The 22,542-nt window shown below is 67.2% G+C and carries 20 protein-coding genes; 17 read left to right on the forward strand and 3 right to left on the reverse strand.

Going from position 1 to position 22,542, the window contains the following annotated elements; all coding sequences use genetic code 11:
• The first annotated feature begins 42 nt into the window (after nt 1-42).
• From topA to PMES_RS09390, 4 genes are all read left to right on the forward strand, one after another.
• Complete coding sequence (gene topA, locus PMES_RS09375) at nt 43-2,811, forward strand: type I DNA topoisomerase (protein WP_159965452.1); 2,769 nt, start codon at nt 43-45, stop codon at nt 2,809-2,811.
• 159 nt (nt 2,812-2,970) lie between these two features.
• Entirely contained in the window at nt 2,971-3,666 is a 696-nt protein-coding gene (locus PMES_RS09380; protein WP_159965453.1) for a CoA transferase subunit A, read from the forward strand.
• Between the two features lie 256 nt (nt 3,667-3,922).
• Complete coding sequence (locus tag PMES_RS09385; protein ID WP_159965454.1) at nt 3,923-4,948, forward strand: PAS domain-containing protein; 1,026 nt, start codon at nt 3,923-3,925, stop codon at nt 4,946-4,948.
• 87 nt (nt 4,949-5,035) lie between these two features.
• Nucleotides 5,036-5,659, forward strand: a complete 624-nt coding sequence (locus tag PMES_RS09390; RefSeq protein ID WP_159965455.1) for a 3-oxoacid CoA-transferase subunit B — start codon at nt 5,036-5,038, stop codon at nt 5,657-5,659.
• A 39-nt stretch (nt 5,660-5,698) separates the two neighbouring features.
• Here PMES_RS09390 and PMES_RS09395 read toward each other — a convergent pair whose 3' ends face one another.
• Complete coding sequence (locus tag PMES_RS09395) at nt 5,699-6,979, reverse strand: UbiA family prenyltransferase (protein WP_159965456.1); 1,281 nt, start codon at nt 6,977-6,979, stop codon at nt 5,699-5,701.
• Nucleotides 6,972-7,895, reverse strand: coding sequence for a lytic transglycosylase domain-containing protein (locus PMES_RS09400; RefSeq protein WP_159965457.1), 924 nt, complete (start codon nt 7,893-7,895; stop codon nt 6,972-6,974). The genes PMES_RS09395 and PMES_RS09400 overlap by 8 nt, the downstream gene beginning before the upstream one ends.
• Before the next feature lie 462 nt (nt 7,896-8,357).
• Between PMES_RS09400 and PMES_RS09405 the strand changes: the two genes are divergently transcribed.
• The 12 genes from PMES_RS09405 to PMES_RS09460 all read left to right on the forward strand — a co-directional run bounded on the left by PMES_RS09405 (nt 8,358) and on the right by PMES_RS09460 (nt 19,309).
• Complete coding sequence (locus PMES_RS09405) at nt 8,358-8,552, forward strand: Flp family type IVb pilin (RefSeq protein ID WP_159965458.1); 195 nt, start codon at nt 8,358-8,360, stop codon at nt 8,550-8,552.
• Between the two features lie 258 nt (nt 8,553-8,810).
• Complete coding sequence (locus PMES_RS09410; RefSeq protein ID WP_159965459.1) at nt 8,811-9,005, forward strand: Flp family type IVb pilin; 195 nt, start codon at nt 8,811-8,813, stop codon at nt 9,003-9,005.
• Nucleotides 9,006-9,207: 202 nt separating this feature from the next.
• Nucleotides 9,208-10,071 (forward strand): Flp pilus assembly protein CpaB, encoded by an 864-nt coding sequence (cpaB, locus tag PMES_RS09415; protein WP_159965460.1) that lies wholly within the window; start codon nt 9,208-9,210, stop codon nt 10,069-10,071.
• 212 nt (nt 10,072-10,283) lie between these two features.
• The gene (locus PMES_RS09420) at nt 10,284-11,702 is read left to right on the forward strand and encodes a type II and III secretion system protein family protein (RefSeq protein ID WP_159965461.1); all 1,419 of its coding nucleotides are present in this window, start codon (nt 10,284-10,286) and stop codon (nt 11,700-11,702) included.
• Between the two features lie 14 nt (nt 11,703-11,716).
• Nucleotides 11,717-12,397, forward strand: a complete 681-nt coding sequence (locus tag PMES_RS09425; RefSeq protein ID WP_159965462.1) for an OmpA family protein — start codon at nt 11,717-11,719, stop codon at nt 12,395-12,397.
• A gap of 263 nt (nt 12,398-12,660) precedes the next feature.
• Nucleotides 12,661-13,908 (forward strand): CpaE/TadZ family protein, encoded by a 1,248-nt coding sequence (locus PMES_RS09430; RefSeq protein WP_159965463.1) that lies wholly within the window; start codon nt 12,661-12,663, stop codon nt 13,906-13,908.
• Nucleotides 13,909-13,921: 13 nt separating this feature from the next.
• Entirely contained in the window at nt 13,922-15,391 is a 1,470-nt protein-coding gene (locus tag PMES_RS09435; protein WP_159965464.1) for a TadA family conjugal transfer-associated ATPase, read from the forward strand.
• 3 nt (nt 15,392-15,394) lie between these two features.
• Complete coding sequence (locus PMES_RS09440) at nt 15,395-16,360, forward strand: type II secretion system F family protein (RefSeq protein WP_159965465.1); 966 nt, start codon at nt 15,395-15,397, stop codon at nt 16,358-16,360.
• 10 nt (nt 16,361-16,370) lie between these two features.
• Nucleotides 16,371-17,342, forward strand: a complete 972-nt coding sequence (locus tag PMES_RS09445) for a type II secretion system F family protein (RefSeq protein ID WP_159965466.1) — start codon at nt 16,371-16,373, stop codon at nt 17,340-17,342.
• Between the two features lie 3 nt (nt 17,343-17,345).
• A complete protein-coding gene (locus tag PMES_RS09450; RefSeq protein WP_159965467.1) occupies nt 17,346-17,894 on the forward strand; it encodes a tetratricopeptide repeat protein in 549 nt (182 codons plus the stop codon).
• A gap of 39 nt (nt 17,895-17,933) precedes the next feature.
• A complete protein-coding gene (locus tag PMES_RS09455) occupies nt 17,934-18,794 on the forward strand; it encodes a tetratricopeptide repeat protein (RefSeq protein WP_159965468.1) in 861 nt (286 codons plus the stop codon).
• A gap of 2 nt (nt 18,795-18,796) precedes the next feature.
• Nucleotides 18,797-19,309: a prepilin peptidase gene (locus tag PMES_RS09460; RefSeq protein ID WP_159965469.1), complete on the forward strand. Its 513-nt coding sequence runs from the start codon at nt 18,797-18,799 to the stop codon at nt 19,307-19,309.
• Here the strand turns inward: PMES_RS09460 and PMES_RS09465 are convergent.
• Nucleotides 19,258-20,907, reverse strand: a complete 1,650-nt coding sequence (locus PMES_RS09465; protein ID WP_159965470.1) for a hypothetical protein — start codon at nt 20,905-20,907, stop codon at nt 19,258-19,260. The two genes, PMES_RS09460 and PMES_RS09465, sit on opposite strands and share 52 nt — an antisense overlap.
• A 239-nt stretch (nt 20,908-21,146) precedes the next feature.
• Between PMES_RS09465 and PMES_RS09470 the strand changes: the two genes are divergently transcribed.
• On the forward strand, nt 21,147-22,454 hold the full coding sequence (locus tag PMES_RS09470) for a DUF8689 domain-containing protein (protein ID WP_159965519.1): 1,308 nt from the start codon (nt 21,147-21,149) through the stop codon (nt 22,452-22,454).
• The last annotated feature ends 88 nt before the right edge of the window (nt 22,455-22,542 follow it).

Below are 22,542 nucleotides of genomic sequence, written 5' to 3' on the forward strand. Positions count from 1 at the left end.
ATCTAGCGCCGCTTGCACTCGCAATGAGTCGAAAGGAAGTTCATGCCGGTCGTCGTCGTCGAATCGCCAGCCAAGGCCAAGACAATCAACAAGTATCTGGGTGACAATTACACTGTTCTGGCATCCTACGGGCATGTGCGCGATCTTCCTCCGAAGGATGGCTCGGTCGATACCGACCACGATTTCGAGATGAAATGGGAAGTCGCCGCCGACAGTCGCAAACACGTCAAGGCAATCGTCGATGCGCTGAAAGACGACAATGCCCTGATCCTCGCCACCGACCCCGACCGCGAGGGCGAGGCGATCAGCTGGCATCTCGAGGAGACGCTGCGCGGTCGCAAGGCGATCAAGAAGGACACCCCCGTCAGCCGCGTCGTCTTCAACGCCATCACCAAGAGCGCCGTGACGGAGGCGATGAAGAACCCCCGCCAGGTGGATGCCCCGCTCGTCGAGGCCTACCTGGCGCGCCGAGCGCTCGACTACCTCGTCGGCTTCAACCTCTCGCCGGTGCTGTGGCGCAAGCTGCCGGGCGCGAAGTCGGCCGGGCGGGTGCAATCGGTCTGCCTGCGTCTCATCGTCGAGCGCGAGATGGAGATCGAGGCATTCCGTGCCCGCGAATACTGGAGCGTGAAGGCCGTCCTCGCCACGCCCCGCGGCCAGGAATACGAAGCGCGCCTGACCATGCTCGCCGGCGAGAAGCTCGACAAGTTCAGCCTCACCGACGCGACCGCCGCCGAGATGGCGGTGCAGGCGGTCGAGAGCCGCGATCTTGCGGTGGCCTCCGTCGAGGCCAAGCCCGCCAGCCGCAACCCCTCCGCGCCGTTCATGACCTCGACCCTCCAGCAGGAGGCGAGCCGCAAGTTCGGCATGGGTGCCCGCGCCACGATGAGCACCGCGCAGCGCCTCTACGAGGCGGGGCACATCACCTACATGCGGACCGACGGGATCGACATGGCCCCCGAAGCGGTCCATGCCGCGCGCGACGCGATCAAGGACCGTTACGGCGACAAATACGTCCCCTCCAGCCCGCGGATGTACAAGAACAAGGCCAAGAACGCCCAGGAAGCGCATGAATGCATCCGCCCCACCGACATGGCGCAGGATGCCGCGAGCCTGAAGATCAGCGATGCCGATCAGCGCAAGCTCTACGACCTGATCTGGAAGCGCACCCTGGCCAGCCAGATGGAAGCCGCGCGCATGGAGCGCACGACCGTCACGCTCGCCAGCGCAGACAGGCAGGTCGAGCTGCGCGCCAGTGGGCAGGTGGTGCTCTTCGACGGCTTCCTGAAGGTCTACGAGGAAGGGCGCGACGAGCCGGCGGCCGAGGATGACGATCGCCGCCTTCCCCAGATCTCCGAGGGCGAGCCGGCAGAGAAGCGCGGCGTGACCCCCGAGCAGCATTTCACCCAGCCCCCGCCCCGCTACACCGAGGCGACGCTGGTCAAGCGGATGGAGGAGCTCGGCATCGGCCGGCCCTCGACCTATGCCAGCATCGTGACCACGATCCAGGATCGTGAATATGTCCGCAAGGACAAGGGGCGGCTGATCCCGGAGGACAAGGGACGGCTGGTGACGGCCTTCCTGTCGAATTATTTCCGGCGCTACGTGGAATACGACTTCACCGCCGATCTGGAAAACCAGCTCGATCACGTGAGCGCGGGGGAAACCGACTGGAAGGAGCTTCTCGCACGGTTCTGGCGCGATTTCTCGGCCGCGATCGCCGAAACCTCGGAATTGCGCATCACCGAGGTGCTCGAGAAGATCAACGAGGTGCTCGAGCCGCATCTCTTCCCCCCGAAGGAGGACGGCACCGACCCCAGGCTCTGCCCCAATTGCGAGGCGGGGCGCCTGTCGATGCGGACCGCCCGCTCCGGCGGCGCCTTCATCGGCTGCTCGAACTATCCCGAATGCCGTTTCACCAGGCCCTTCGGCCCGCCCCTCGAGGGCGACGCGGCCCCCGCGATCCCGCCGGAGGGCAAGATGCTGGGCGAGGACCAGGGCGATCCGATCTGGCTGCATGACGGGCGCTTCGGCCCCTATGTGCAGCGCGGCGTTGTGACCGAAGAGGTCAAGAAGCCGCCGCGCCAGTCGGTGCCGCGCGACTGGCCGCTCGAGACGGTCGATCTGGAGAAGGCCCTGATGCTGCTGAACCTGCCGCGCGAGGTGGGCACCCATCCCGAGGACGGCGTCAAGGTCTGGGCCACGATCGGGCGCTACGGCCCTTATCTCAAGCACAATGACGAACCTGCGGCGCGCGGCGGATCGACGGCGCCGCTACCCGAGCTCGACGATGTGTTCACCATCGGGATGAACCGGGCGGTCGAACTGCTCGCGCAGAAGGCGTCGAGCCGTGGCGGACGCGGACAGGCCGCCAAACCGCTGCGCGAGCTTGGCGAGCACCCGGCAGAGGGGGGCGCGATCAACGTGATGGAAGGGCGCTACGGGCCTTACGTCAAGTGGGAGAAGGTCAACGCGACCCTGCCCAAGGGCACCGAGCCCGAGGCGGTGACGATGGAGATGGCGGTCGAGCTGATTGCCGAGAAGGCCGCCAAGAAGGGCACCCGCAAGAAGGCCGCGCCAAAGAAGGCGGCAGCCAAGAAGCCGGCGGCCAAGAAACCCGCCGCGAAGAAAGCTGCGCCCAAGAAGGCGGCGGCCACGAAATCATCGGCCAAGAAGGCCGCCGGCGGGGCGGAGACATCAGAGCCGGCGGAGGGGAAGACCGCTCAGAAGAAGACTGCCGCCAGGAAGGCTCCCGCGAAAAAGACCGCGGCGAAGAAGGCGGATGGCGCCTCGGGCGATCCGCAGGACTGATCGGGGCGCCGCGCCGGAGCCCGCGCGCCGGGCATGGCGCGGTCCACGAAAGGGAGCCGTGAGACGCGGGCCGGCAAAGCGGGGGCGGGCGGAATTGACTTCGCCCGCCCCGCTCGCCACAACAAGGCGCAAGTTGTCCCTGTCGCCCGGAGAGAGTTCATGAAGAAAGTGTACGCGAATGCTGGCGAAGCCCTCGAGGGGCTTCTCTTCGACGGAATGTCCATCGCGGCGGGCGGCTTCGGCCTGTGCGGCATTCCCGAGCTTCTCCTCGAGGCGATCCGGGAAGCCGGCACGAAGGACCTGACATTCGCCTCGAACAACGCGGGCGTCGACGATTTCGGCATCGGCATCCTGCTGCAGACCCGGCAGGTGAAGAAGATGATCTCCTCTTATGTCGGGGAGAATGCCGAGTTCATGCGCCAGTATCTCTCGGGCGAGCTCGAGCTCGAGTTCAACCCGCAAGGCACCCTGGCCGAGCGGATGCGCGCCGGCGGCTCCGGCATTCCCGGCTTCTATACCAAGACCGGCGTGGGCACGCAGATCGCCGAGGGCAAGGAGCACAAGGAGTTCGACGGCGAGACCTATATCCTCGAGCGCGGCATCGTGGCCGATCTGTCGATCATCAAGGCATGGAAGGCCGATGACACCGGCAACCTGATTTTCCGCAAGACCGCGCGCAACTTCAATCCGCCCGCCGCGATGTGCGGCAAGGTCTGCGTGGCGGAGGTCGAGGAAATCGTCCCGCGCGGCAGCATCGATCCCGACCTGATCCACCTGCCCGGGATCTACGTTCACCGCCTGATCCAGGGCACACATGAGAAGCGGATCGAGAAACGCACGGTCCAGGCGGCCTGAGATCCGCCCCGCCTGGCCGGGGTTGTTCGCGCTACGGCGTGGCCGGCTCCGGGCCTTGAAACGCGGGGCTGCCGGGCACCGGACTGCGCACGAACCGCAGATAGCGCCCGAGATACGGAGTGCGGCGAAATCGCCGTCCTCGCCGGCGTTGCTGCAACGCGCCATTGCCGACGCACCATGTACGACCTAGATCAGACCGCATGCCGGGCGGAGGCTCCCGCCTTGGCAGTCGCACGTGACGTTTTGAGGCAAGCCCATGGACGATCAGAAGACTCCGACCGGACCGGCCCTGCTCGAGGAAGATGCCCTCCGGACGATAGCCCTCTCCTCGGTCGCCATGGTTCTGACCAATCCGCATTACGAGGACAATCCGATCGTCTACGTGAACCGCGCCTTTGAAAAGGTGACGGGCTACGCACGCGACAGCGCCATCGGACGCAACTGCCGCTTCCTGCAATGCGAGGACACCGACCCAGAGAAGATCGATCAACTGCGCGAGGCCATCGCGCAGGAGCGGGAAATCACGGTCGAGCTGCTCAACGCCCGCTCCGACGGAAGCCGCTTCGTGTCGCAGCTGCGCATCAGCCCGGTCTATGGCGATGACGGTGCGCTGACCCATTTCCTCGGCATCCAGACCGTCATCGACGAGGCTCCCCAAGGCAACGGCGGCAGCGCCGACGAGGCGATGACCGAATTGCAGCACAGGGTGAAGAATCACCTTTCGATGATCGTCAGCCTGATCCGTATCCAGTCCCGCCAGAGCAGCGCCAAGCTGGAATACGAGAACCTGTCGCGGCGCGTGGAAAGCCTGCAGATGCTCTATGAGGAGCTGGTGCGTCCGAAGGCCGGCAGCAACCGCGAATCCGTCGATATCGGCTCCTACCTGACGCGTGTGGCGAACGCGATCGCCCATCTCGACGGCCGGGCGGGGATCCTGGTCAACATCAACGTGGTCTCCATCGACATGTCCATCGACCCGGCCACGCGCATTGGCCTGATCATCTCCGAGGTGCTGACCAACGCCTTGCAACATGCCTTCCACGGGCGCGAGCGCGGTGTGGTCGAGCTGCGCGTGAGCCGGCTCACCGATGGCGGAATGCGCGCCACGATCAGCGATGACGGGATCGGCTTTGCGGATGGCGTCACCTGGCCCAATACCGACAGCCTGGGAGGGCGGATCGTGCAGGGGCTGATCGACGGTCTCGACGGATCGCTCGATGCCTCCTGCGGCGCCGGCGGGACGACCGTCACGCTCGAGGTGCCGGGACGGGCCTTCGCCTGAGCGCGCGCCCGGCCTGGCCGGGGCTTTCGGTGCCGCCGATCTGCGGCTAAGACGGGGCGGACAGGTAAATCATCAAAGGATGCAGACATGCCCTGGGACCGCAATCAGATGGCCGAGCGTGCCGCGCAGGAGCTCGAAGACGGAATGTATGTCAATCTGGGCATCGGCATCCCGACGCTGGTTGCCAACTATGTCGGCGACAAGGACATCACACTGCAATCCGAGAACGGCATGCTCGGCATGGGGCCCTTCCCGACCGATGATGCCGTCGATCCCGACCTGATCAATGCCGGCAAGCAGACGATCACCGAACTTCCGCGCACCAGCTATTTCGACAGTGCCACGAGCTTCGGGATGATCCGCGGTGGCAAGATCGCCTGCGCGATCCTCGGGGCGATGGAGGTCGCGCAGAACGGCGATCTGGCGAACTGGATGATCCCCGGCAAGCTGGTCAAGGGCATGGGCGGTGCGATGGACCTCGTGGCCGGCGTGAAGCGCGTCGTCGTGGTGATGGATCACACCAACAAGGCGGGCGAATCGAAGCTGCTGCGCGAATGTACCCTGCCGCTGACGGGCGCGGGGGTGGTCGACAGGATCATCACCAATCTCGGGGTGCTCGATGTCGTCGAGGGCGGCCTGCGGATCGTCGAGACCGCGGACGGCGTCACCGAGGACGAGATCCGGGCCGCCACGGAGGCGCATATCGTCTGATGGCGCGCCGGGCGTCCGGCCGAACCGGGCGCCCGGCCGTCAGCCGAACCACTCCGCCCAGAGGCCGGCGGAGTAGAACATCAGCGACAGCGTGATCAGCAGGAGACCTATGCCCCGCCGGTCACGCAGCGCAAAGACGATCGGGTCGTAATCCATCCGCCCGCGGGCCCCCAGCGCGATCATCCGGATCAGCCACAAGGCGATCGGCGGCAAGGCCAGCCACAGCATCCAGCGCGTCGGGTAGAGCGCGGCGGCATGTTCGGTGGTGATGTAGAGCGCGAAGATCACAAGCGCCCCGACCGTCCCGAGCCCGGCCATGTTGAGCAGATCCTCCTGGTCGGCCTTGCCGTACCCGCGCCCCGGCAGCCGCCCCTGATCCTTCGCCCGCGCAAGTTCGGTCAGTCGCTTGACGCAGCCCAGCGTCAGGAAGACCGGGAAGATGAAGATCAGCATGTAGATCGACGCCTCCACCCCGCCGGCGGCCGCCCCCGCGAAGACCCGCAGCGTGTAGAGCGCGGCAAGGGTGAAGACATCGATCCAGCGCATCCTCTTGAGCCTGAGCGAATAGCCCAGGGACAGTCCGACATAGATCATCAGAACGGCGACGAATTCGCCGCCGAGCACCGCCCCCAGCCCCAGCGCGAGCGCCACCAGAAGCGCAAAGCCCGCCATCCCGCTCCAAAGTGGCAGGGCGCCGGCCGCGAAGGGGCGCCGGCGCTTGGTCTCGTGCAGGCGGTCGGCCTCGAGGTCCAGAAGATCGTTGATGATGTAGATCGACGAGGCGGCGGCGGAGAACGCGACGATCCCGAGCAGGATCTGTATCAGGGTTGGCAGATCGAAGGCATGCGCGGCGATGGGCGCGAGGAAAAGCAGGACGTTCTTCACCCATTGATGCGGCCGCAGGGCACGCAGCATCGCCCGCCGCGGCAGCTCGGCGAAGGCGCGGGGCGCGGCGAGCAGCTCGTAGCCCCCTGCCCCGAAATGTGCATCGAGCGCGGCCCGTCGCTCCATGCGCGGCATGGCCAGCAATTCAAGGCCCAGCGTTTCGGCGAGCGGCGCGGCGAGATCCGGGCGCTCGGACATGAGAAGAACCCGCCGCCCCCGGGCGAGGGCCTCGTCGATCCGCGCCTCGGTCGCCGCGGCAAGCGGCAGCAGATCGTGGCGCAGCCCGGCGGCGGCCATGAGCGCCGCGCCATCGCGCCGCCGCACCGCATCGAGAAGCGCCAGCGGCTCCCGGCCCAGCGCCGCCCAGAGCGTCTCGAGCTGCAGCCCGGTGCGCATCAAGGCCGGCAGCGCGACGACGAGCGGCGGTTCAGCCATTGCTCGCGCGGCCCCGCCCCATCAGGACGCAGCCATCGGTAATCAGCCGGGGCGGCGTCAGGCACAGGCCGCGCGCCACGTTCCAGGCCGTCAGCACCTTGGGCACGTAGGACCGGGTTTCGGCGAAGGGCGGCACCCCGGCATGGGAGCGCACCGCCCCCTCGCCGGCATTGTAGCCGGCAAGGGCCAGGACGGGATCATTGTCGAAATGGCTCATCAGCCAGTCAAGATAGGTGACGCCGCCACGGATGTTCTCCGGCGGATGCAGGCTGTCGCGCACCCCGAACCGCGCGGCGGTGTCGGGCATCAGCTGCATCAGCCCGGCGGCGCCGGCCCGGCTGCGCGCATCGGCACGGCCACCCGATTCGACCGCGATCACGGCCAGGACCAGTGCCGGGGAAACACGCGTGCCGATCGTCGCAAGGAGGATCTCGCGCCCATGGATGGCGGCGATCTTGCGCAGGGCGTCGAGACGCGGCTCCGGCAGGCGCTGCCCGGCGGGCGCATTGCGCAGCACCGCGAGCGCAGCGTCCACCCCGCCGAGGCCGGCGCCCGCGGGCGGCACCTCGCGCCAGAACCAATCGAGCGCGCCCCGGGCGGCCGGAACCGCCGCCGCGCGCGCGCTTTCGATCGCGGCGGGTGGTGGTGGCTGGGTGATCTGCACCGTGATGCGCCGCTTCGTGCCGGGCGCCGGCGGCTTGAGGCGCTTGAAGGTGAAATCGGCGAAGGGTGGCGGCACGACCTCGCGGCGGGCCGTGCGGTCCTCCTGCGTCTCGGCGAGGGCCTGGGGCGCGGCAAGGCCGCTGAACGCCGCCGCGCAGATGAGCGCGCAGAGGCCCCGCGCCAATGCCCGCGCCCGCCCGGTCCCGCCCTCTCGGCTTTCGGTCTCGGCCGCCCGGCCGGCTGCATGTCCCATGGGGTCGAGTTTGTCCCAAGCCCGCTGCGCGATCCAGCGCCGGACCGCGCCTTTGCGCGGCGGGGCGCGCGGCTGGTGCAGCGCGGCAACGCCGGTGCGGCGATATCTGCCATCCCTTCCCCGAGGCGGGCGCGCCGCGGGGGCCGGCCCGGGCGGTCCCCGGCAGGCGAGCGCCCGGGCCCTGCCGCTCCCCTCCACGCGCCGCGGCCGGGCCGGCAGGGAATCGGTCTGCGGGGCGCGGCGGGAAGGCACCGGCGGAATGCGGCCCATGCGCACCCCCGGCACAGGCGTCTTTGCGCCCGGACATGCCCGTTTTGCCCCGATGATTGTCCAGACATGCGAAAATGGCCCGCTACGGGTCCAAAACATGCCCCATTTGCCGGGCTTATTGGCTCCTGCCGAAACGGACTGTGTTCTGGATCGGTCAATCCGAGAGACACTGAACCAGAGGTAAAAAAAACCATGAAGCTCTTCAAGATCACCAACCGTTTCGCCCGCGACGAAGACGGCGCAGTCACCGTCGACTGGGTTGTGCTGACCGCTGCCATCGTGGGCCTCGGCATCGCCGTTCTCACCTCGGTCACCAGCGGCACGCAGGCCGTGACGGAGAAGATTTCCGGCAAGCTGACCTCGACCACGGTAACCAAGGCATTCTGATCGCCGGAAAGAGACCGGCCATCCGCTAGGGGGTAGCATCAAGGGGTGCTGCCCCCTTTTCATGCGTGCCGTCCCGCGGCGGGCGCTCCACCTGCCTGCATCCACGCGGTTCCCTCATGCGGTTCGGCCTAGAAATAGACCTTTGCCGCCGCACTCTTGGCCAGATTGCGTGCTTGTCTGGCTTTCGTGAGGCCCCGGACCCCGCGCGGGCCTGAAGACAGGCCGGATCACCGGCTCTCTCCTCGAAAGGACATGACGATGAAACTTCTCAAACTCGCTTCGAAATTTCACCGCGACGAAGACGGCGCCGTCACCGTCGACTGGGTCGTGCTGACCGCCGCCATCGTCGGCCTCGGCATCGCGGTGCTGACCTCGGTCACCACCGGCACGCAGGCCGTGACGGAGAAAATCTCGACCCAGCTGTCGGGAACGGCCGTGACCACCAGCTTCTGAATCCGGCGCAAATCGTCCTGTTCCGCCCTGACCGGGCGGGCCGGGGCACCGGCGCCGCAGAAGCGGCGACCTTCACGGACACGGACTGCGCATGGCCCGAAACGGCCCCCGTCCGCAGCCCCCTCCCCGCGGCGACGCCCGCCACGACAGACCCGCCGCACCCGGAACGAGGGGCGCCCGGTCCACCCGAAGAGGACAGCACATGAGGATGATTTTCGGATTGGTTCTGATGCTCGGCATCGGCCTTGCAGGTTTCGCCGTCTACATGGCGAAGGGCTACATCACGGAACGCGAGGCGATCCTTGCCGGCGAGCGCGCCAACCAGGCACAGATCGTCCCGACCCGCGATGTCTTCGTGACCAACCGCGCCCTGCGCTACGGCGAGCCGCTCACCAAGGAAGATGTCATCTGGGTCGCCTTCCCCGAAGCCGCGATCCCGGAGGGCGCCTTCCTCGAGCCCGCCGATCTTTTCCCGCAGGACGGGCTCACGCCGCGCGCCGTGCTGCGCACGATGGAGAAGGGCGAGGTCGTGCTTGCGGTCAAGGTCACCGAGCCGGGCGAGGATGCCGGCGTCTCCTCACGCCTGTCGCGTGGCATGCGCGCCTTCGCCATCCGCGTCGATGTCTCGACCGGCGTGTCGGGCTTCCTGCGTCCCGGCGACCGCGTCGATGTCTATTGGAGCGGCACCGTCCCCGATGCCGATGGCAGCCGCCAGGAAGTCACCAAGCTCATCGAGGCGGGCGTCAAGCTGGTCGCGATCGACCAGTCCGCCGACGGGGATCGCTCCTCGCCCACGGTGGCGCGCACCGTGACGGTCGAGGCATCGCCCCGCCAGGTCGCGGCCCTCGCACAGGCCCAGAGCACGGGCGGATTGTCGCTCAGCCTCGTCGGCTCCGAGGATGACAGCATCGCCGAGGCCATCGAGATCGACCAAAGACAGCTTCTCGGCCTCGCCCCTCCCGAGCCCGAACAGAGGGTTGTCCAGGCCGAGGCGCCCCGCGTATGCACGATCCGCACCCGCCGCGGCGGCGACATGGTCGAGATCGCGATCCCCTGCAGCCAGTAGTGACCGCCGGCACGTCGACGCGACCCGGCCCCGACGGCCCGCAGCCCTTGCGCCGCGGGCCGTTAACCTTTTTCGCAGCTGTTGCGGCCGAACTACACAGGTCCCCCCCGCACCGCGGCCCCTGATTGCAATGGAATCCGAACTCCCGCATGCTTCCGCCAGAGCAGGGCAGCAAGACCCGTCAACGCCGTGGTTCAGAGAGGCAGGATCACATGCCATTCCAGCGCTTCATGAAGGCGGCCCTCCTTGGGGCCGCGATCGGCCTGAGCATCGCGGCGCCGGGTCACTCCGAGACGTTGCGGGTCATGACCGGCTCCACCTCCAGCAATCTGAACGTGCCGATGAACCGCGCGGTGGTGGTCGAATCGGACCGTCCCTTCGCCGAGCTCAGCATCGCCAACCCCGCCATCGCCGACATCTCGACCCTGTCGGACCGGACCATCTACGTGCTTGGCAAGGCGCCCGGGCGCACCACGCTGACGCTGCTCAACGCCGAAGGGCGCCTGATTACGAATGTCGAGGTCCAGGTGACGCCCGACATCGCGGAGTTCAAGGAACGCCTGCGCCAGATCCTTCCCGGCGAGCCGGTCGAGGTGCGCACCGCCAATGACGGCATCGTGCTGTCAGGCACCGTCAGCAGCATCGTCGCGCTCGACCGCGCCCTCGATCTCGCGCAGCGCTACGCCCCCGACCGGGTCTCGAACCTGATGGATGTGGGCGGCACGCAGCAGGTCATGCTGAAGGTGCGTTTCGCCGAGATGCAGCGCTCGGTGCGCAAGACCCTGTCGAGCTCGATCGCGGTGGGTGGCAGCACCTTCGGCGGCGATGTCGGCGTGCAGGGCGGTACGAACACGTTGTCGGGCAGCAATGCCGGCAGCATCCTGAGCGGCGAGGGATTCAGCTCGGGGCGCGAATCGAACGGTGCCGTGGCGCTGGGCTTCGGCGCCGGCAGCCTGCAATTCGCGGTGCTGCTGGAAGCGCTCGAGAGCAAGGGCGTCGTGCGCACCCTCGCCGAGCCGAACCTGACCGCGCTTTCCGGACAGGAGGCGAGCTTTCTGGCGGGCGGCGAATATCCCATCCCCGTGGCCGGCGGCGACGGCGAGGTCACGGTCCAGTACAAGCCCTTCGGCGTCGAACTGAACTTCACGCCGCGCGTGGTTGCCGACGACCTGATCAACATCCAGCTCAAGGCCGCCGTCTCCGGCCTCGACAACACCGTGACCTTCCAGCAGAACGGCTTCACGGTAAACAGTTTCCGCCGGCGCGAGACCTCGACCACCGTCGAGATGAAGGACGGCGAGAGCTTCGCCATTGCCGGCCTTCTCGAGGATGACTTCCAGGATCTCGCCGGCCAGGTGCCCTGGCTGGGCGATGTGCCGATCCTCGGGGCACTTTTTCGCAGCGCCGAATACGAACGGCGCCAGAGCGAGCTGGTCATCATCATCACCCCCCATCTCGTCACCCCGGTGCGCGGCGAGGCCCTCGCCTTGCCCACCGACCGCGTGACATTGCCGACCGAGCGCGACCTGTTCCTCAACGGCCGCCTGACCGGGGGGCGCACGCAGGGCGGCGCCGCCGGCGAGGTGGCCAAGCAGGATTTCAGCGGCTCCTACGGCTACGTGATGGATTGAGGAGGCCAAGCCCGATGACCATTCGCTCCCGGCCGCTGCGCGCCGCCCTCGCGATCGCCTCAGCCGCAATCCTCGGGGCCTGCGCGCCGGGCACCGGCCCGCGCAGCTTCGACCAGGTCGCCGGCGGCGCGCTCGACCGGTCGGGCTTCGGCAACGCCACCTTGATCAACACCCAGGTCCAGAGCGGCGCGCTCGGGCAGGTCGAGGGGCTCAACAACCGCTTCTCGGCAGAGGTCGATTCGGTCGTGACCTTCGCCTTCGACAGCGCCGTGCTCGATGCGTCCGCACGCGCGGTGCTCAACCGCCAGGCAAGCTGGATCAGGCAATTCCCGGAAGTGCGTTTCAGGGTCTTCGGCCACACGGACCTGGTTGGCAGCGACGCCTACAACAAGGCGCTCGGCCTGCGCCGCGCGCAGGCGGTGGTGGCCCATCTCGCCACCCGCGGCATCAGCCCCGCACGGCTGGAGGCGCTGGTCTCCTTCGGCGAGACGCAGCCGCTCATCGTCACGCAGGGGCGCGCCCGGGCCAACCGCCGGACCGTCACCGAGGTCTCGGGCTTCGTCGGGCAGGGCGACCGGGTGCTGAACGGCAAATACGCCGAGGTGATCTTCCGCGAATATGTCCAGAGCGCGATCCCCGTCCCGCAAGGCGGCAGCGCGCCCGGCGCGACCCTCGCGGCCCCCGCGGGCGGCTGAACCGCGGGCGCGGCACCCTTGCCAGCCAGGGCTTCGCGCCTTCGCGCAGGCCCGCGAGCCCGGCTCCCAGAAACGATCGTTGCAAATTGCCCGCAATGTCTCGCTTCACCGGATAATTTGGCGGTTTCAGCCTCAATCTGGTCAAGTTTGAGGGGCAAAACACCGGCTCAGAACAGCGTTGCGCCTTGCTGGTAGAATGACCGGCCCGCCGACTTTCCGCGACAGCGCAGACGCCTTGCCGACAACGAAGGAAGTTTGGGATCATGACGAGCGTTCTTGCACTCCAAGCCGAGCCCGAGACGATACGTGCCTGCACGATCTGCCGCGACGTCCAGAATTTCGACCTCCTCATCGAGGACATGGAAACCGAACTCGGCGAGGCCTGGGGTGATCTGAGCTATGCCGATGCGCGCGTCTTCCTGACCCAGCCGGAGGCGGCCGACCTGGAATTCGTCGCCGTTGCGATGGACGAGGATGACGAGGACAACATCTCCGAGATCGCCGAGCTGATCCGCACCGCGATCTCGCACTCGATCAAGGTCATCGTGATCGCCGAGGAAGTCAGCCCGATGGTGCTGCACCAGCTTCTCAAGCTCGGCGCGAGCGAATTTGTCCCCTACCCTTTGCCGGAAGGCGCGCTGCACGATGCGGTCGCACGCCTCGCGAAGGCCGCCGAGGAAGCCCCCGGGCCCGAGACATCCGCCGCCAAACCCACCGCGCTCAAGCCGACAGGCGACCGCGAGGGGGTGGTATTGCCGGTGCAGGGGCTGGCGGGGGGTGTCGGGGCCACGACATTCGCCGTCAACCTCGCATGGGAGCTCGCGACATCCCCCAAGACCGAGGCGCCCCGTGTCTGCCTGATCGATCTCGACCTGCAGGCCGGCGCGGTGAGCACCTATCTCGACCTGCCGAGGCGCGAGGCGATCTTCGAGCTGCTCTCGGACACCGAATCGATGGACAGCGAGAGCTTCATGCAGGCGCTGCTGAGCTATAATGACAAGCTGCACGTGCTCACCGCCCCGGCGGAGATGCTGCCGCTCGACTTGATCACCCCCGAGGATATCGAACGTCTGCTGACCATCGCGCGGGCCAATTTCGACTATGTCGTCATCGACATGCCCTCGACGGTCGTCCAATGGACCGAATCGGTCCTGAGCGCGGCGCGGGTCTATTTCTCGCTGATCGAGCTCGACATGCGGTCCGCGCAGAATGCCCTCAGGCTGCTGCGGGCTCTCAAGGCCGAGGATCTCCCCGTCGAGAAGCTGCGCTTCATGCTCAATCGCGGACCGAAATTCGCTGACCTGACCGGCAAGGCGCGGGTCAAGCGCCTCGCCGAGACGCTCGACATCGCCATCGACGTGCAGCTTCCCGACGGGGGCCGCCAGGTGACGCAGGGCAATGACCAGGGCACGCCCCTTGCCGAGAGCGCGCGCAAGAACCCGCTGCGGCGCGAGATCCAGAAGATCGCCCTCTCCGCGCATGAGCTCAACCGCGCCGTCGCCAGCGCCTGAAGGAGACCGGCCCATGTTCTCGCGCTACAAGAAGACCGGGGCCGCCGCGCCCGCCCCCGCGCCGGCCGCCCTGGCCAGCGGGACCGTCCAGCCCGCCGCCAGCCTTCCGGCCGCCGTTCCCGCGCCGCAGTCACTGCCGCCGAAAGCCATTCCGGACCGCCACGCGGCCAAGGTGACGGCCCGTCCCGTGGCGGTCGACAAGGACCGCAAGCGGCGCGAGCGGCTCAGCGAGATCAAGGTGCAACTGCACAAGGAATTGCTCGAGAACCTCAATCTCTCCGCGCTCGAAAGCGCGGCGGAGGCGGATCTCAAGGCCGAGATCGTCTCCATCGCCAGCGAGGCGCTCGACGAGATGGGCGTGGTGCTCAACCGCGAGGAGCGCCAGACGCTCAACCAGGATCTCTATGACGAGGTGAAAGGGCTCGGGCCCCTCGAGACCCTGCTCAAGGATGACAGCGTCAACGACATCCTCGTGAACGGCCCGCAGCAGATCTTCGTCGAGCGCGATGGCAAGCTGCAGCTGACCGACATCACCTTCAAGGACGAGCGTCACCTTCTGCGGATCATCGACAAGATCGTCTCCGCCGTCGGCCGCCGCGTCGACGAGAGCAACCCTTACGTCGATGCCCGCCTCGCCGACGGCTCGCGCTTCAACGCCATGGTGCCGCCGATCGCGGTGGATGGAAGCCTCGTGTCGATCCGCAAGTTCAAGAAGGAGAAGCTCGGGATCAAGGATCTCGTGCGCTTCGGTGCATTCTCGCAGGAGATGGCGCTCTATCTGGAGGCCGCGGTCAGCACCCGGCTCAACATCATCGTCTCGGGGGGAACCGGCTCGGGCAAGACCACGACCCTGAACGCCCTCTCCTCCTTCATCGACGATGCCGAGCGGATCCTGACCATCGAGGATACGGCCGAGCTGCAACTCCAGCAGACCCATGTGGGCCGGATGGAGAGCCGCCCGGCCAATGTCGAGGGCAAGGGCGCCGTCAGCCAGCGCGACTGCCTCAAGAACGCGCTGAGGATGCGCCCCGACCGGATCATCGTCGGCGAGACGCGCGGCGAGGAGGTTATCGACATGCTCCAGGCGATGAATACCGGCCATGACGGCTCGATGACCACCATCCACGCCAACAGCGCGCGCGACGGGATCAGCCGCCTTGAGAACATGATCGCGATGGCCGGGATCGAGATGCCGCTCAAGGCCGTGCGCAGCCAGATCTCCAGCGCCGTGAACCTGATCGTGCAGGCCAGCCGCCTGCAAGATGGCAGCCGCCGGATGACCTCGATCACCGAGGTCACCGGGATGGAGGGCGATGTGATCTCCATGCAGGAGCTCTTCCGCTTCCAGCGTGTCGGCCTGACGCCCGAGAACAAGATCATCGGCCATTTCACCGCGACCGGCGTGCGTTCGCATTTCTCCGACCGGTTCCGCATGTGGGGCTACGACCTGCCCGCCGAACTCTACGAACCCGCGAAGGGGTAGACCATGCTTAGCGCAGAGCCGCTCATCTACGGATTGATCTTCGTCGCCGTGATCGTTCTGGTGGAAGGCATCTATCTTACGGTCTTTGGCCGTTCGATCAGCCTCAACAGCCGCGTCAACCGCCGGCTCGAGATGCTCGAGAAGGGCAAGGGCCGCGAACAGGTGCTCGACCAGCTCCGCAAGGAGATGAGCCAGCACATGAAATCGCAGAGCATCCCGCTCTACTCGATGCTGGCCGTCAAGGCGCAGAAGGCCAATATTGCCTTCACCCCGGTGCAACTGATCGTCGTGATGGTCATCCTGTCGACGGTCGCCTATCTCGGCCTGACGATCCAGACCGCCGCCTCGGCGCCGATCCGCATCGTCGTCGCTGCCGCGATGGGCGTGGGCGGGGTCTATGTCTGGATCAATGGCAAGGCCAAGAAGCGCATGGGCCTGATCGAGGAGCAGCTCCCCGACGCGGTCGAGCTGATGGTGCGCAGTTTGCGCGTGGGCCATCCCTTCTCGAGCGCCATCAACATCGTCGCCAAGGAGGTTCCCGACCCGCTCGGCAGCGAGATGGGCGTGATCGCGGACGAGGCGGCCTATGGGCGCGAATCGGGCGAGGCGCTCAAGGCGATGGCCGAGCGGCTCGACATGCAGGACCTGCGCTTTCTCGCTGTGGCCGTGACGATCCAGCAGCAATCGGGCGGCAACCTCGCCGAGGTGCTCGACGGGCTGGCCAAGGTGATCCGCTCGCGCTTCAAGCTCTTTCGCCGCGTCAAGGCGATCACCGCCGAGGCGAAATGGTCCGGCATGTTCCTGTCGGTCTTCCCGCTGGGCGCGCTGGTGATGATCAACGTGATCTCGCCCAACTACTACGACGCGGTGAAGGAGACCTCCTACTTCATTCCGGCCTGCCTCGTCGTGGCCGCCTTTCTCGTCATCAACATCGTGGTCATGAAATCCCTCGTGAACATCAAGGTCTGAGGATCGACACATGGACCGGATCAATCTTCTGCTCACGGGCCTCCTGGGACCGCTCGGCCCGCTGATCGCGGTGGGCGGGCTGGGAGTGCTGCTGATCCTGCTGACCCTGCCCTTTCTCTTCAGGCGCCGGCCGGACCCGCTCGACAAGCTGCGCAGCGGCACACGCGCCGCCGCCTCCTCCACCGAAGGGCCGGCCCTGCGGATCGGGGGCAAGCACGACAAGCTGGAGAAATATTCGACCTTCCTCGAGCCGCAGAACGCGGAGGAATATTCCGCCAGCCGCCTCAAGCTCCTGCAGGCCGGCTACCGCTCCAAGAACGCGGTGCGCATCTTCCATTTCATGCAATTCGCGCTCGGCGTCGGGTTCCTCGCCCTCGGCGCGCTCTATGCCGTGGTCAAGTCCGCCACTTCGGACCCGTCGACCCAAGCCACGATCCTGACCATCCTGATCCCCGGCGTGGTGGGCTACATGGCCCCCAAGTACTGGGTGACGAAACGCCTGCAGACGCGGCAGGAGGAGATCACCAACGGCTTTCCCGACAGTCTCGACATGATGCTGGTCTGCGTCGAGGCCGGCCAGTCGCTCGACCAGTCGATCGTCCGCGTCGCGCGCGAGATCCGCTCGGGCTTCCCCGCCCTCGCCGACGAGTACGAGATGGTCGGCAACGAGATCAAGGCGGGCAAGGAGAAGGTCGCCGTTCTGCGCGACATGTCCGAACGGTGCGGCGTTCCCGATGTGGCAAGCTTCGTCACCGTGCTGATCCAGTCCTCGACCTTCGGCACGTCGATCGCCGAGGCGCTGCGGGTCTATGCCTCCGAAATGCGTGACAAACGCGTCATGCGCGCCGAGGAGAAGGCGAACACCTTGCCGACCAAGATGACTCTTGCGACAATGATGCTCACCGTTCCGCCTCTTCTGATCATCCTGCTCGGACCCTCGATCTACAATATCGTCGAGACATTGGGCAGCTTCTCCATGTAGGTCATGCCGTTCATCCTCCTGCCCCTGTTGCTGCTGCTGGCCGCCTGCGCCGGGACGCAAGGCACCGCGCGTGGTCCCTACGCGCCCGCCGGCGTGCCGCGCGGCGAGACGAGCGTCGACGGGCTGATCGTCGGGCACAGGCTGATGGCGGCGGGCGAGGCGGAACTGGCGCTCAAGGCCTACCTGCTGGCCGCCTCGGAGCACGGCACGACCGTCGATGTGCTCTCGGCGCTGGGATCGGCCAATCTCGCGCTGGGCCGGCTGGGCCAGGCCGAGACGCTGCTGCGCCGCGCGGTGCGCAGCGATGCCGCCTTCGCCCCCGCCTGGAACAATCTCGGCGTGGTGCTGATGGAGCGCGGCGAGATCGCCGAGGCGGCACGCGTCTTTCGCACCGCCGTCGCCCTCGATAGTGGCCAAAGTGACGAGATACGCGGAAATCTCTCCCTCGCCCTCGAAAAGAGCGCGACCCCCGACTACCCTGACGCGGACAACGCGAATTTCGCGCTGGTCCGGCGCGGCACGGGAAGCTACCTGATCCTGCCCCGCGGCTGAGACGCCGGCCGGCAACTGCGATGCAAAAGGATGCATGCCATGCGCCACCCCCTTATCGCGGCCTGCGCCGGCGCGATGCTGCTGCTCGTCTCGGGCTGCGGCGCGCGCGACAACTCGGCCGAGGCGCGGCGGGCGATCGAGGACGTCAACGTCATCGATGAGACCAACCTCAACGACATCATGCTCACCGTGGCCGATCCCACGGAGGCCGTGAACTACTTCAAGCGCGCCTCGGCCGCCGCGCCGGACCGGCTCGACCTGCAGCGCGGGCTCGCCGCCTCGCTGGTCCGGGCCAAGGCGATCACCGAGGCGACCGGCGCCTGGCAAAGCGTCGCCGCCCATCCGCAGGCCACGCCCTCCGACAAGGTGCAATATGCCGACGCTCTGATCCGCGCGGGCCGCTGGAACGAGGCCGAGGCGCAGCTCAACGCGATCCCCCCCACCTACGAGACCTTCGAGCGCTACAAGCTCGAGGCGATGGTCGCCGACAGCAACAAGCGCTGGGCCAAGGCCGACAGCTTCTACGAGATCGCCGCCAGCCTGACCACGCAGCCGGCCGGGGTGATGAACAACTGGGGCTATTCCAAGCTCAGCCGCGGGGATTTCGACGCCGCCGAGCGCCTCTTCGCCGAGGCGATCGGGCATGACCGCGATCTCTTCACCGCCAAGAACAACCTCGTGCTGGCCCGCGGCGCCCAGCGCAAATACGACCTGCCCGTCGTGCCGATGAGCCAGACCGAGCAGGCGCAGCTCATGCATACGCTCGCCCTCGCCGCGATCAAGCAGGGCGACGTGGCGATCGGCAAGGGCCTTTTGCGCAGCGCCGTGGACACGCATCCGCAGCATTTCGAGGCCGCCGCGCGGAGCCTGGCCGCGCTCGAAGCGAACGTGGCGCGCTAGGAATGGAGCTCTCACCGGGCGCGGCGCTGGCCTTCGCACTTCCCGCCCTGCCGATCTGCATCTGGGTGGCGTGGTCGGACATGGCGCGGATGAAGATCCCCAATGCCGCGGTGATCGCCCTTGCGGCGAGTTTCGCCCTGATCGGCCCCTTCGTTCTCCCCCTGGAGGACTGGGCCTGGCGCTGGACGCATCTGGCCGCCGTGCTGCTGGCCGGTTTCTGCCTCAACCTGGCGGGGGCGCTCGGCGCGGGGGACGCGAAATTCGCGGCCGCCGCCGCGCCCTTCGTCGCGCCGCAGGACATCCCGGCGGTGATGGTTCTCTTCGCCGCCGTGCTCCTCACCGCCTTCGCCACCCACCGCGCGGCACGCGCCGTTCCCGCGATCCGGGCCCGCAGCCCCCATTGGGAGAGCTGGAAGCGCAAGGATTTCCCGATGGGGCTCGCGCTGGGCGGAACGCTTGCCTTCTACCTGCTGCGCGCGGCGATGCCCGGCATGTTCGGCGGAACGATCTCGTAGAGCGTATAGAGCTCGGTCTGCCGCACCGGCACGAGCCCATGTCCCTCCTCGGCCATCAGACGCACGATCTCGTCACGGCTGCCCGGATCGATCGGGCAGAGCGGCACCAGGAAATGCGTCGCGTTCTGCACACCGGGCAGCCCGCCATAGCGCCAGGGCGCACCGCCTGGCAGCGGGGCGATGCGCTCGGAGAACATCCAGAGGCTTTCGAGAAGGTCGGCGACCACGACCCGGCTTCCATCGGGCAACGCGGCAGTGTCGAGATCGCGGGCGACCATGTCGAACCATCCCGCAAGCCCGCCCTCCAGGCTGCAGGATGGAAGCGCGGTGCCCCCGATCGATGGCGGCGGCGAGCGGTCGGCGCGGGCGCGCAGCGCCGCGAGCTGTGCGATACCCTGCTCGCCGGCATGCAGCAGGTTGACCCGGCTCGCGCGCTCGGTCTCCATCAAGAGATCGCCGTGCCGCCCGCCGCGCGGCAGAAGCGGCACGTAATCCGCGCGGTCCTCGGCCAGATGCCGCACCGGGCTGAGCGCGAGATTGACCAGGTAGGGCGCTCCCAGGCCCGCAAGCACCAGGGCGGCCACGAGCACGCCAGTCCGCGCGGCGTCTCCCCCTTTCGCCGCGCCACCTCCCGCCGGCAGCAGCCCGAGCAGAAGCAGGCCCACGGGGGCGAACCAGAGCGGATCGTTCCCGAAATTCTGGAAGGTGATGTAGACCAGCCCACCCAGCATCAGCAAAAGACCGAGCCCCTCGACCGCGCGCCCGCCGCGGCGCAGGCAGATCACCGCCGCCAGCATCGCCACATGCCCCACGAGATAGGCCGGACCCGTCAGCACCTGCGCCAGCGACAGGCCCGGATAGGCGCGGGTCTGCGATCGGGCCGTGTCGAGGAGATCGCCGAAATAGCCCGGCCAGAACCCGGCGCCCACGCCCAGCGTGAAAACCCCCAGGCAAGCGATGGCGAGGCCCGCGGCGATGGCCATCACCCCGAAATCGCGCCGCAGCGCCAGGAGGACAAGCACGGCGGGCAGCAGCCCCACCACATAGGTGACCTTGATCAGCGCCAGCGCGGCCAGCGGCAAGCCGATACCTGCCCCGTCCCCGAGCGCGTTGCGGCGGATCGGCGGCACCAGCGCCGTGCCCAGGGCAATGAAGCCCAGCGCCCAGGCCCAGCGGTTGTAATGCATGGAGATCGACAGCCCCGGATCGGTGCCCCCATGCACGAGAGACAGGATCAACACCGCCGGCAGGGCGGCGAATGCCGCGGCGCCAAGCCCCCCGAAGCGCCGTGCCCCGATGCCGGCCGCAAGGGGCACGCACAAAAGCGCCAGCGCGATCTGCGCGATCACGAAGGCCTTGCCGATGCCAAGCCCAACCGACATCGCCAGCGCGATGGGCCAGATCGCCAGGGGGCCGATCGGGGTCATGAAATCGGCGTGTGGCCGCTCGCCGCGCTCCATCCTGAGAGCCAGTTCGACGAGATGGATGACATCGCCTTCGTAGCGGTTCACCCGCAGACCATCCGCCAGAAGGGCAAGCCCGCCCAGAATGACGAGCACCGCCAGACCGGCACCCGTCGCCTTTGCACGACTTGCCATCATCACACCCCGCTTCGCGCCAAATCTTGGCCACAATACGGGATCACTTTCGCCCCTGAACAGTGAAGCACCGATGAACCGGGGCAAAAACCTCTCGCGCGGCGCTGCCGCCACGCAAGCGGGCAGGCAGGCAGACGCGTTTCAGGCAGCGCGCGGCAGAGCGAGTGACAGGCATGACCATGCAAGGCAACGCGGCCAGGCAGCAGCCGCTTCCCAAGACCCTCCCCACGGACCGGCGCATGCAGGGCCAGACCGCGGGCGTGGTCGCGCCACCCATCCCCAAGACCCTCGCGGCGATGAAACTGCCGCCCGTCATGATGCGCGACATCGTTCTCAAGACGATGTTCCGCATGAATGTCGAGCATGTCTCCGAGCTTGCCGCGACGATCTGCCTGCCGATGCAGATCACGCAGGAGCTGGTCGATGCAGCCCGGCAGCAGGGCCTGATCGAGGCGACGGGCACCTTGCATGCGACATCGGCCTCGGAGATGGGCTACAGGCTGAGCGAGACGGGAAAGGCCCGCGCGCTCGATGCCCTCTCGCAGTCGGAATATTACGGCGCGATGCCCGTGCCCCTCTCGGTCTACCGCGAGCAGGTCGCGCGCCAGTCGATCCGCAACATCCGCATATCCCGCAGCCAGCTGACCGGCGCGATGGGGCATCTGGTCCTGCCGGACGACCTTCTGGACAATCTCGGCCCCGCCGTCGGCGCCGGCCGGTCGATCCTGATGTACGGCCCCCCGGGCAACGGCAAATCATCCATCTCCAACGGCATCCGCGATGCGATCGGCGACCGCATCTACGTGCCGCGCGCGATCGAGTATTCGGGCCAGGTGATCACCGTCTACGACCCGATCGTGCACACTGCCGCGACCGGCGCCGACAGCGATCCGTCGGCCCTGCGCCGTCGCACCCGCTTCGACACGCGCTACGTCCATTGCGAGCGGCCGACGGTCGTGACCGGCGGCGAGCTGACGCTCGACATGCTCGACCTGGTCTACAACCCCACCGCCAAGACCTACCAGGCGCCGTTGCAGCTCAAGGCGACGGGCGGCATCTTCATCGTCGACGACCTCGGCCGGCAGGCCGACCCGCCGCAGGCTCTGATCAACCGCTGGATCGTGCCGCTCGAGGAATCGCGCGACATCCTTGCCCTGCAATCGGGCGAGAAGTTCACCGTGCCCTTCGACACGCTGGTGATCTTCTCGACGAACTTTCACCCCAACAAGATCTTCGACCAGGCGGCCCTGCGCCGTATCTTCTTCAAGATCAAGATCGACGGCCCGAACCAGAAAGACTTCCTCCGGATCTTCTCGCTCGTCGCGCAGAAGCGCAAGATGCCCCTCGACGAGGCCTCCCTCGTGCACCTGATGAAGCAGAAATACCCGCAGATCGACAACATCTACGCCAATTATCAACCGATCTTCCTGATCGACCAGATGATCTCCATCTGCGAATTCGAGGGAAAGCCCTATCACATGACACCCGAGCTCATCGACCGGGCCTGGGCAAACATGTTCGTCGCGGAGGAGGACATCGTCCGCTGACAGGCGCCTCGCGCCATTCGGCTCCGGCACCTGCATCTTCATCTTCGCGGCAAATACCTCCGCCGGAGGCATCCCCTCCGGCCGCTGG

Origin of the sequence: Profundibacterium mesophilum KAUST100406-0324 (assembly GCF_009835145.1) — a bacterium.
GTDB classification, from domain to species: domain Bacteria; phylum Pseudomonadota; class Alphaproteobacteria; order Rhodobacterales; family Rhodobacteraceae; genus Profundibacterium; species Profundibacterium mesophilum.

Excerpts from the sequence above, each read along its gene's own strand:
- topA (WP_159965452.1), top strand. The coding sequence starts at position 43 with ATGCCGGTCGTCGTCGTCGAATCGCCAGCCAAGGCCAAGACAATCAAC.
- PMES_RS09380 (WP_159965453.1), top strand. The coding sequence starts at position 2,971 with ATGAAGAAAGTGTACGCGAATGCTGGCGAAGCCCTCGAGGGGCTTCTC.
- PMES_RS09385 (WP_159965454.1), top strand. The coding sequence starts at position 3,923 with ATGGACGATCAGAAGACTCCGACCGGACCGGCCCTGCTCGAGGAAGAT.
- PMES_RS09390 (WP_159965455.1), top strand. The coding sequence starts at position 5,036 with ATGCCCTGGGACCGCAATCAGATGGCCGAGCGTGCCGCGCAGGAGCTC.
- PMES_RS09395 (WP_159965456.1), bottom strand. The coding sequence starts at position 6,979 with ATGGCTGAACCGCCGCTCGTCGTCGCGCTGCCGGCCTTGATGCGCACC.
- PMES_RS09400 (WP_159965457.1), bottom strand. The coding sequence starts at position 7,895 with ATGGGACATGCAGCCGGCCGGGCGGCCGAGACCGAAAGCCGAGAGGGC.
- PMES_RS09405 (WP_159965458.1), top strand. The coding sequence starts at position 8,358 with ATGAAGCTCTTCAAGATCACCAACCGTTTCGCCCGCGACGAAGACGGC.
- PMES_RS09410 (WP_159965459.1), top strand. The coding sequence starts at position 8,811 with ATGAAACTTCTCAAACTCGCTTCGAAATTTCACCGCGACGAAGACGGC.
- cpaB (WP_159965460.1), top strand. The coding sequence starts at position 9,208 with ATGAGGATGATTTTCGGATTGGTTCTGATGCTCGGCATCGGCCTTGCA.
- PMES_RS09420 (WP_159965461.1), top strand. The coding sequence starts at position 10,284 with ATGCCATTCCAGCGCTTCATGAAGGCGGCCCTCCTTGGGGCCGCGATC.
- PMES_RS09425 (WP_159965462.1), top strand. The coding sequence starts at position 11,717 with ATGACCATTCGCTCCCGGCCGCTGCGCGCCGCCCTCGCGATCGCCTCA.
- PMES_RS09430 (WP_159965463.1), top strand. The coding sequence starts at position 12,661 with ATGACGAGCGTTCTTGCACTCCAAGCCGAGCCCGAGACGATACGTGCC.
- PMES_RS09435 (WP_159965464.1), top strand. The coding sequence starts at position 13,922 with ATGTTCTCGCGCTACAAGAAGACCGGGGCCGCCGCGCCCGCCCCCGCG.
- PMES_RS09440 (WP_159965465.1), top strand. The coding sequence starts at position 15,395 with ATGCTTAGCGCAGAGCCGCTCATCTACGGATTGATCTTCGTCGCCGTG.
- PMES_RS09445 (WP_159965466.1), top strand. The coding sequence starts at position 16,371 with ATGGACCGGATCAATCTTCTGCTCACGGGCCTCCTGGGACCGCTCGGC.
- PMES_RS09450 (WP_159965467.1), top strand. The coding sequence starts at position 17,346 with ATGCCGTTCATCCTCCTGCCCCTGTTGCTGCTGCTGGCCGCCTGCGCC.
- PMES_RS09455 (WP_159965468.1), top strand. The coding sequence starts at position 17,934 with ATGCGCCACCCCCTTATCGCGGCCTGCGCCGGCGCGATGCTGCTGCTC.
- PMES_RS09460 (WP_159965469.1), top strand. The coding sequence starts at position 18,797 with ATGGAGCTCTCACCGGGCGCGGCGCTGGCCTTCGCACTTCCCGCCCTG.
- PMES_RS09465 (WP_159965470.1), bottom strand. The coding sequence starts at position 20,907 with ATGGCAAGTCGTGCAAAGGCGACGGGTGCCGGTCTGGCGGTGCTCGTC.
- PMES_RS09470 (WP_159965519.1), top strand. The coding sequence starts at position 21,147 with ATGCAGGGCCAGACCGCGGGCGTGGTCGCGCCACCCATCCCCAAGACC.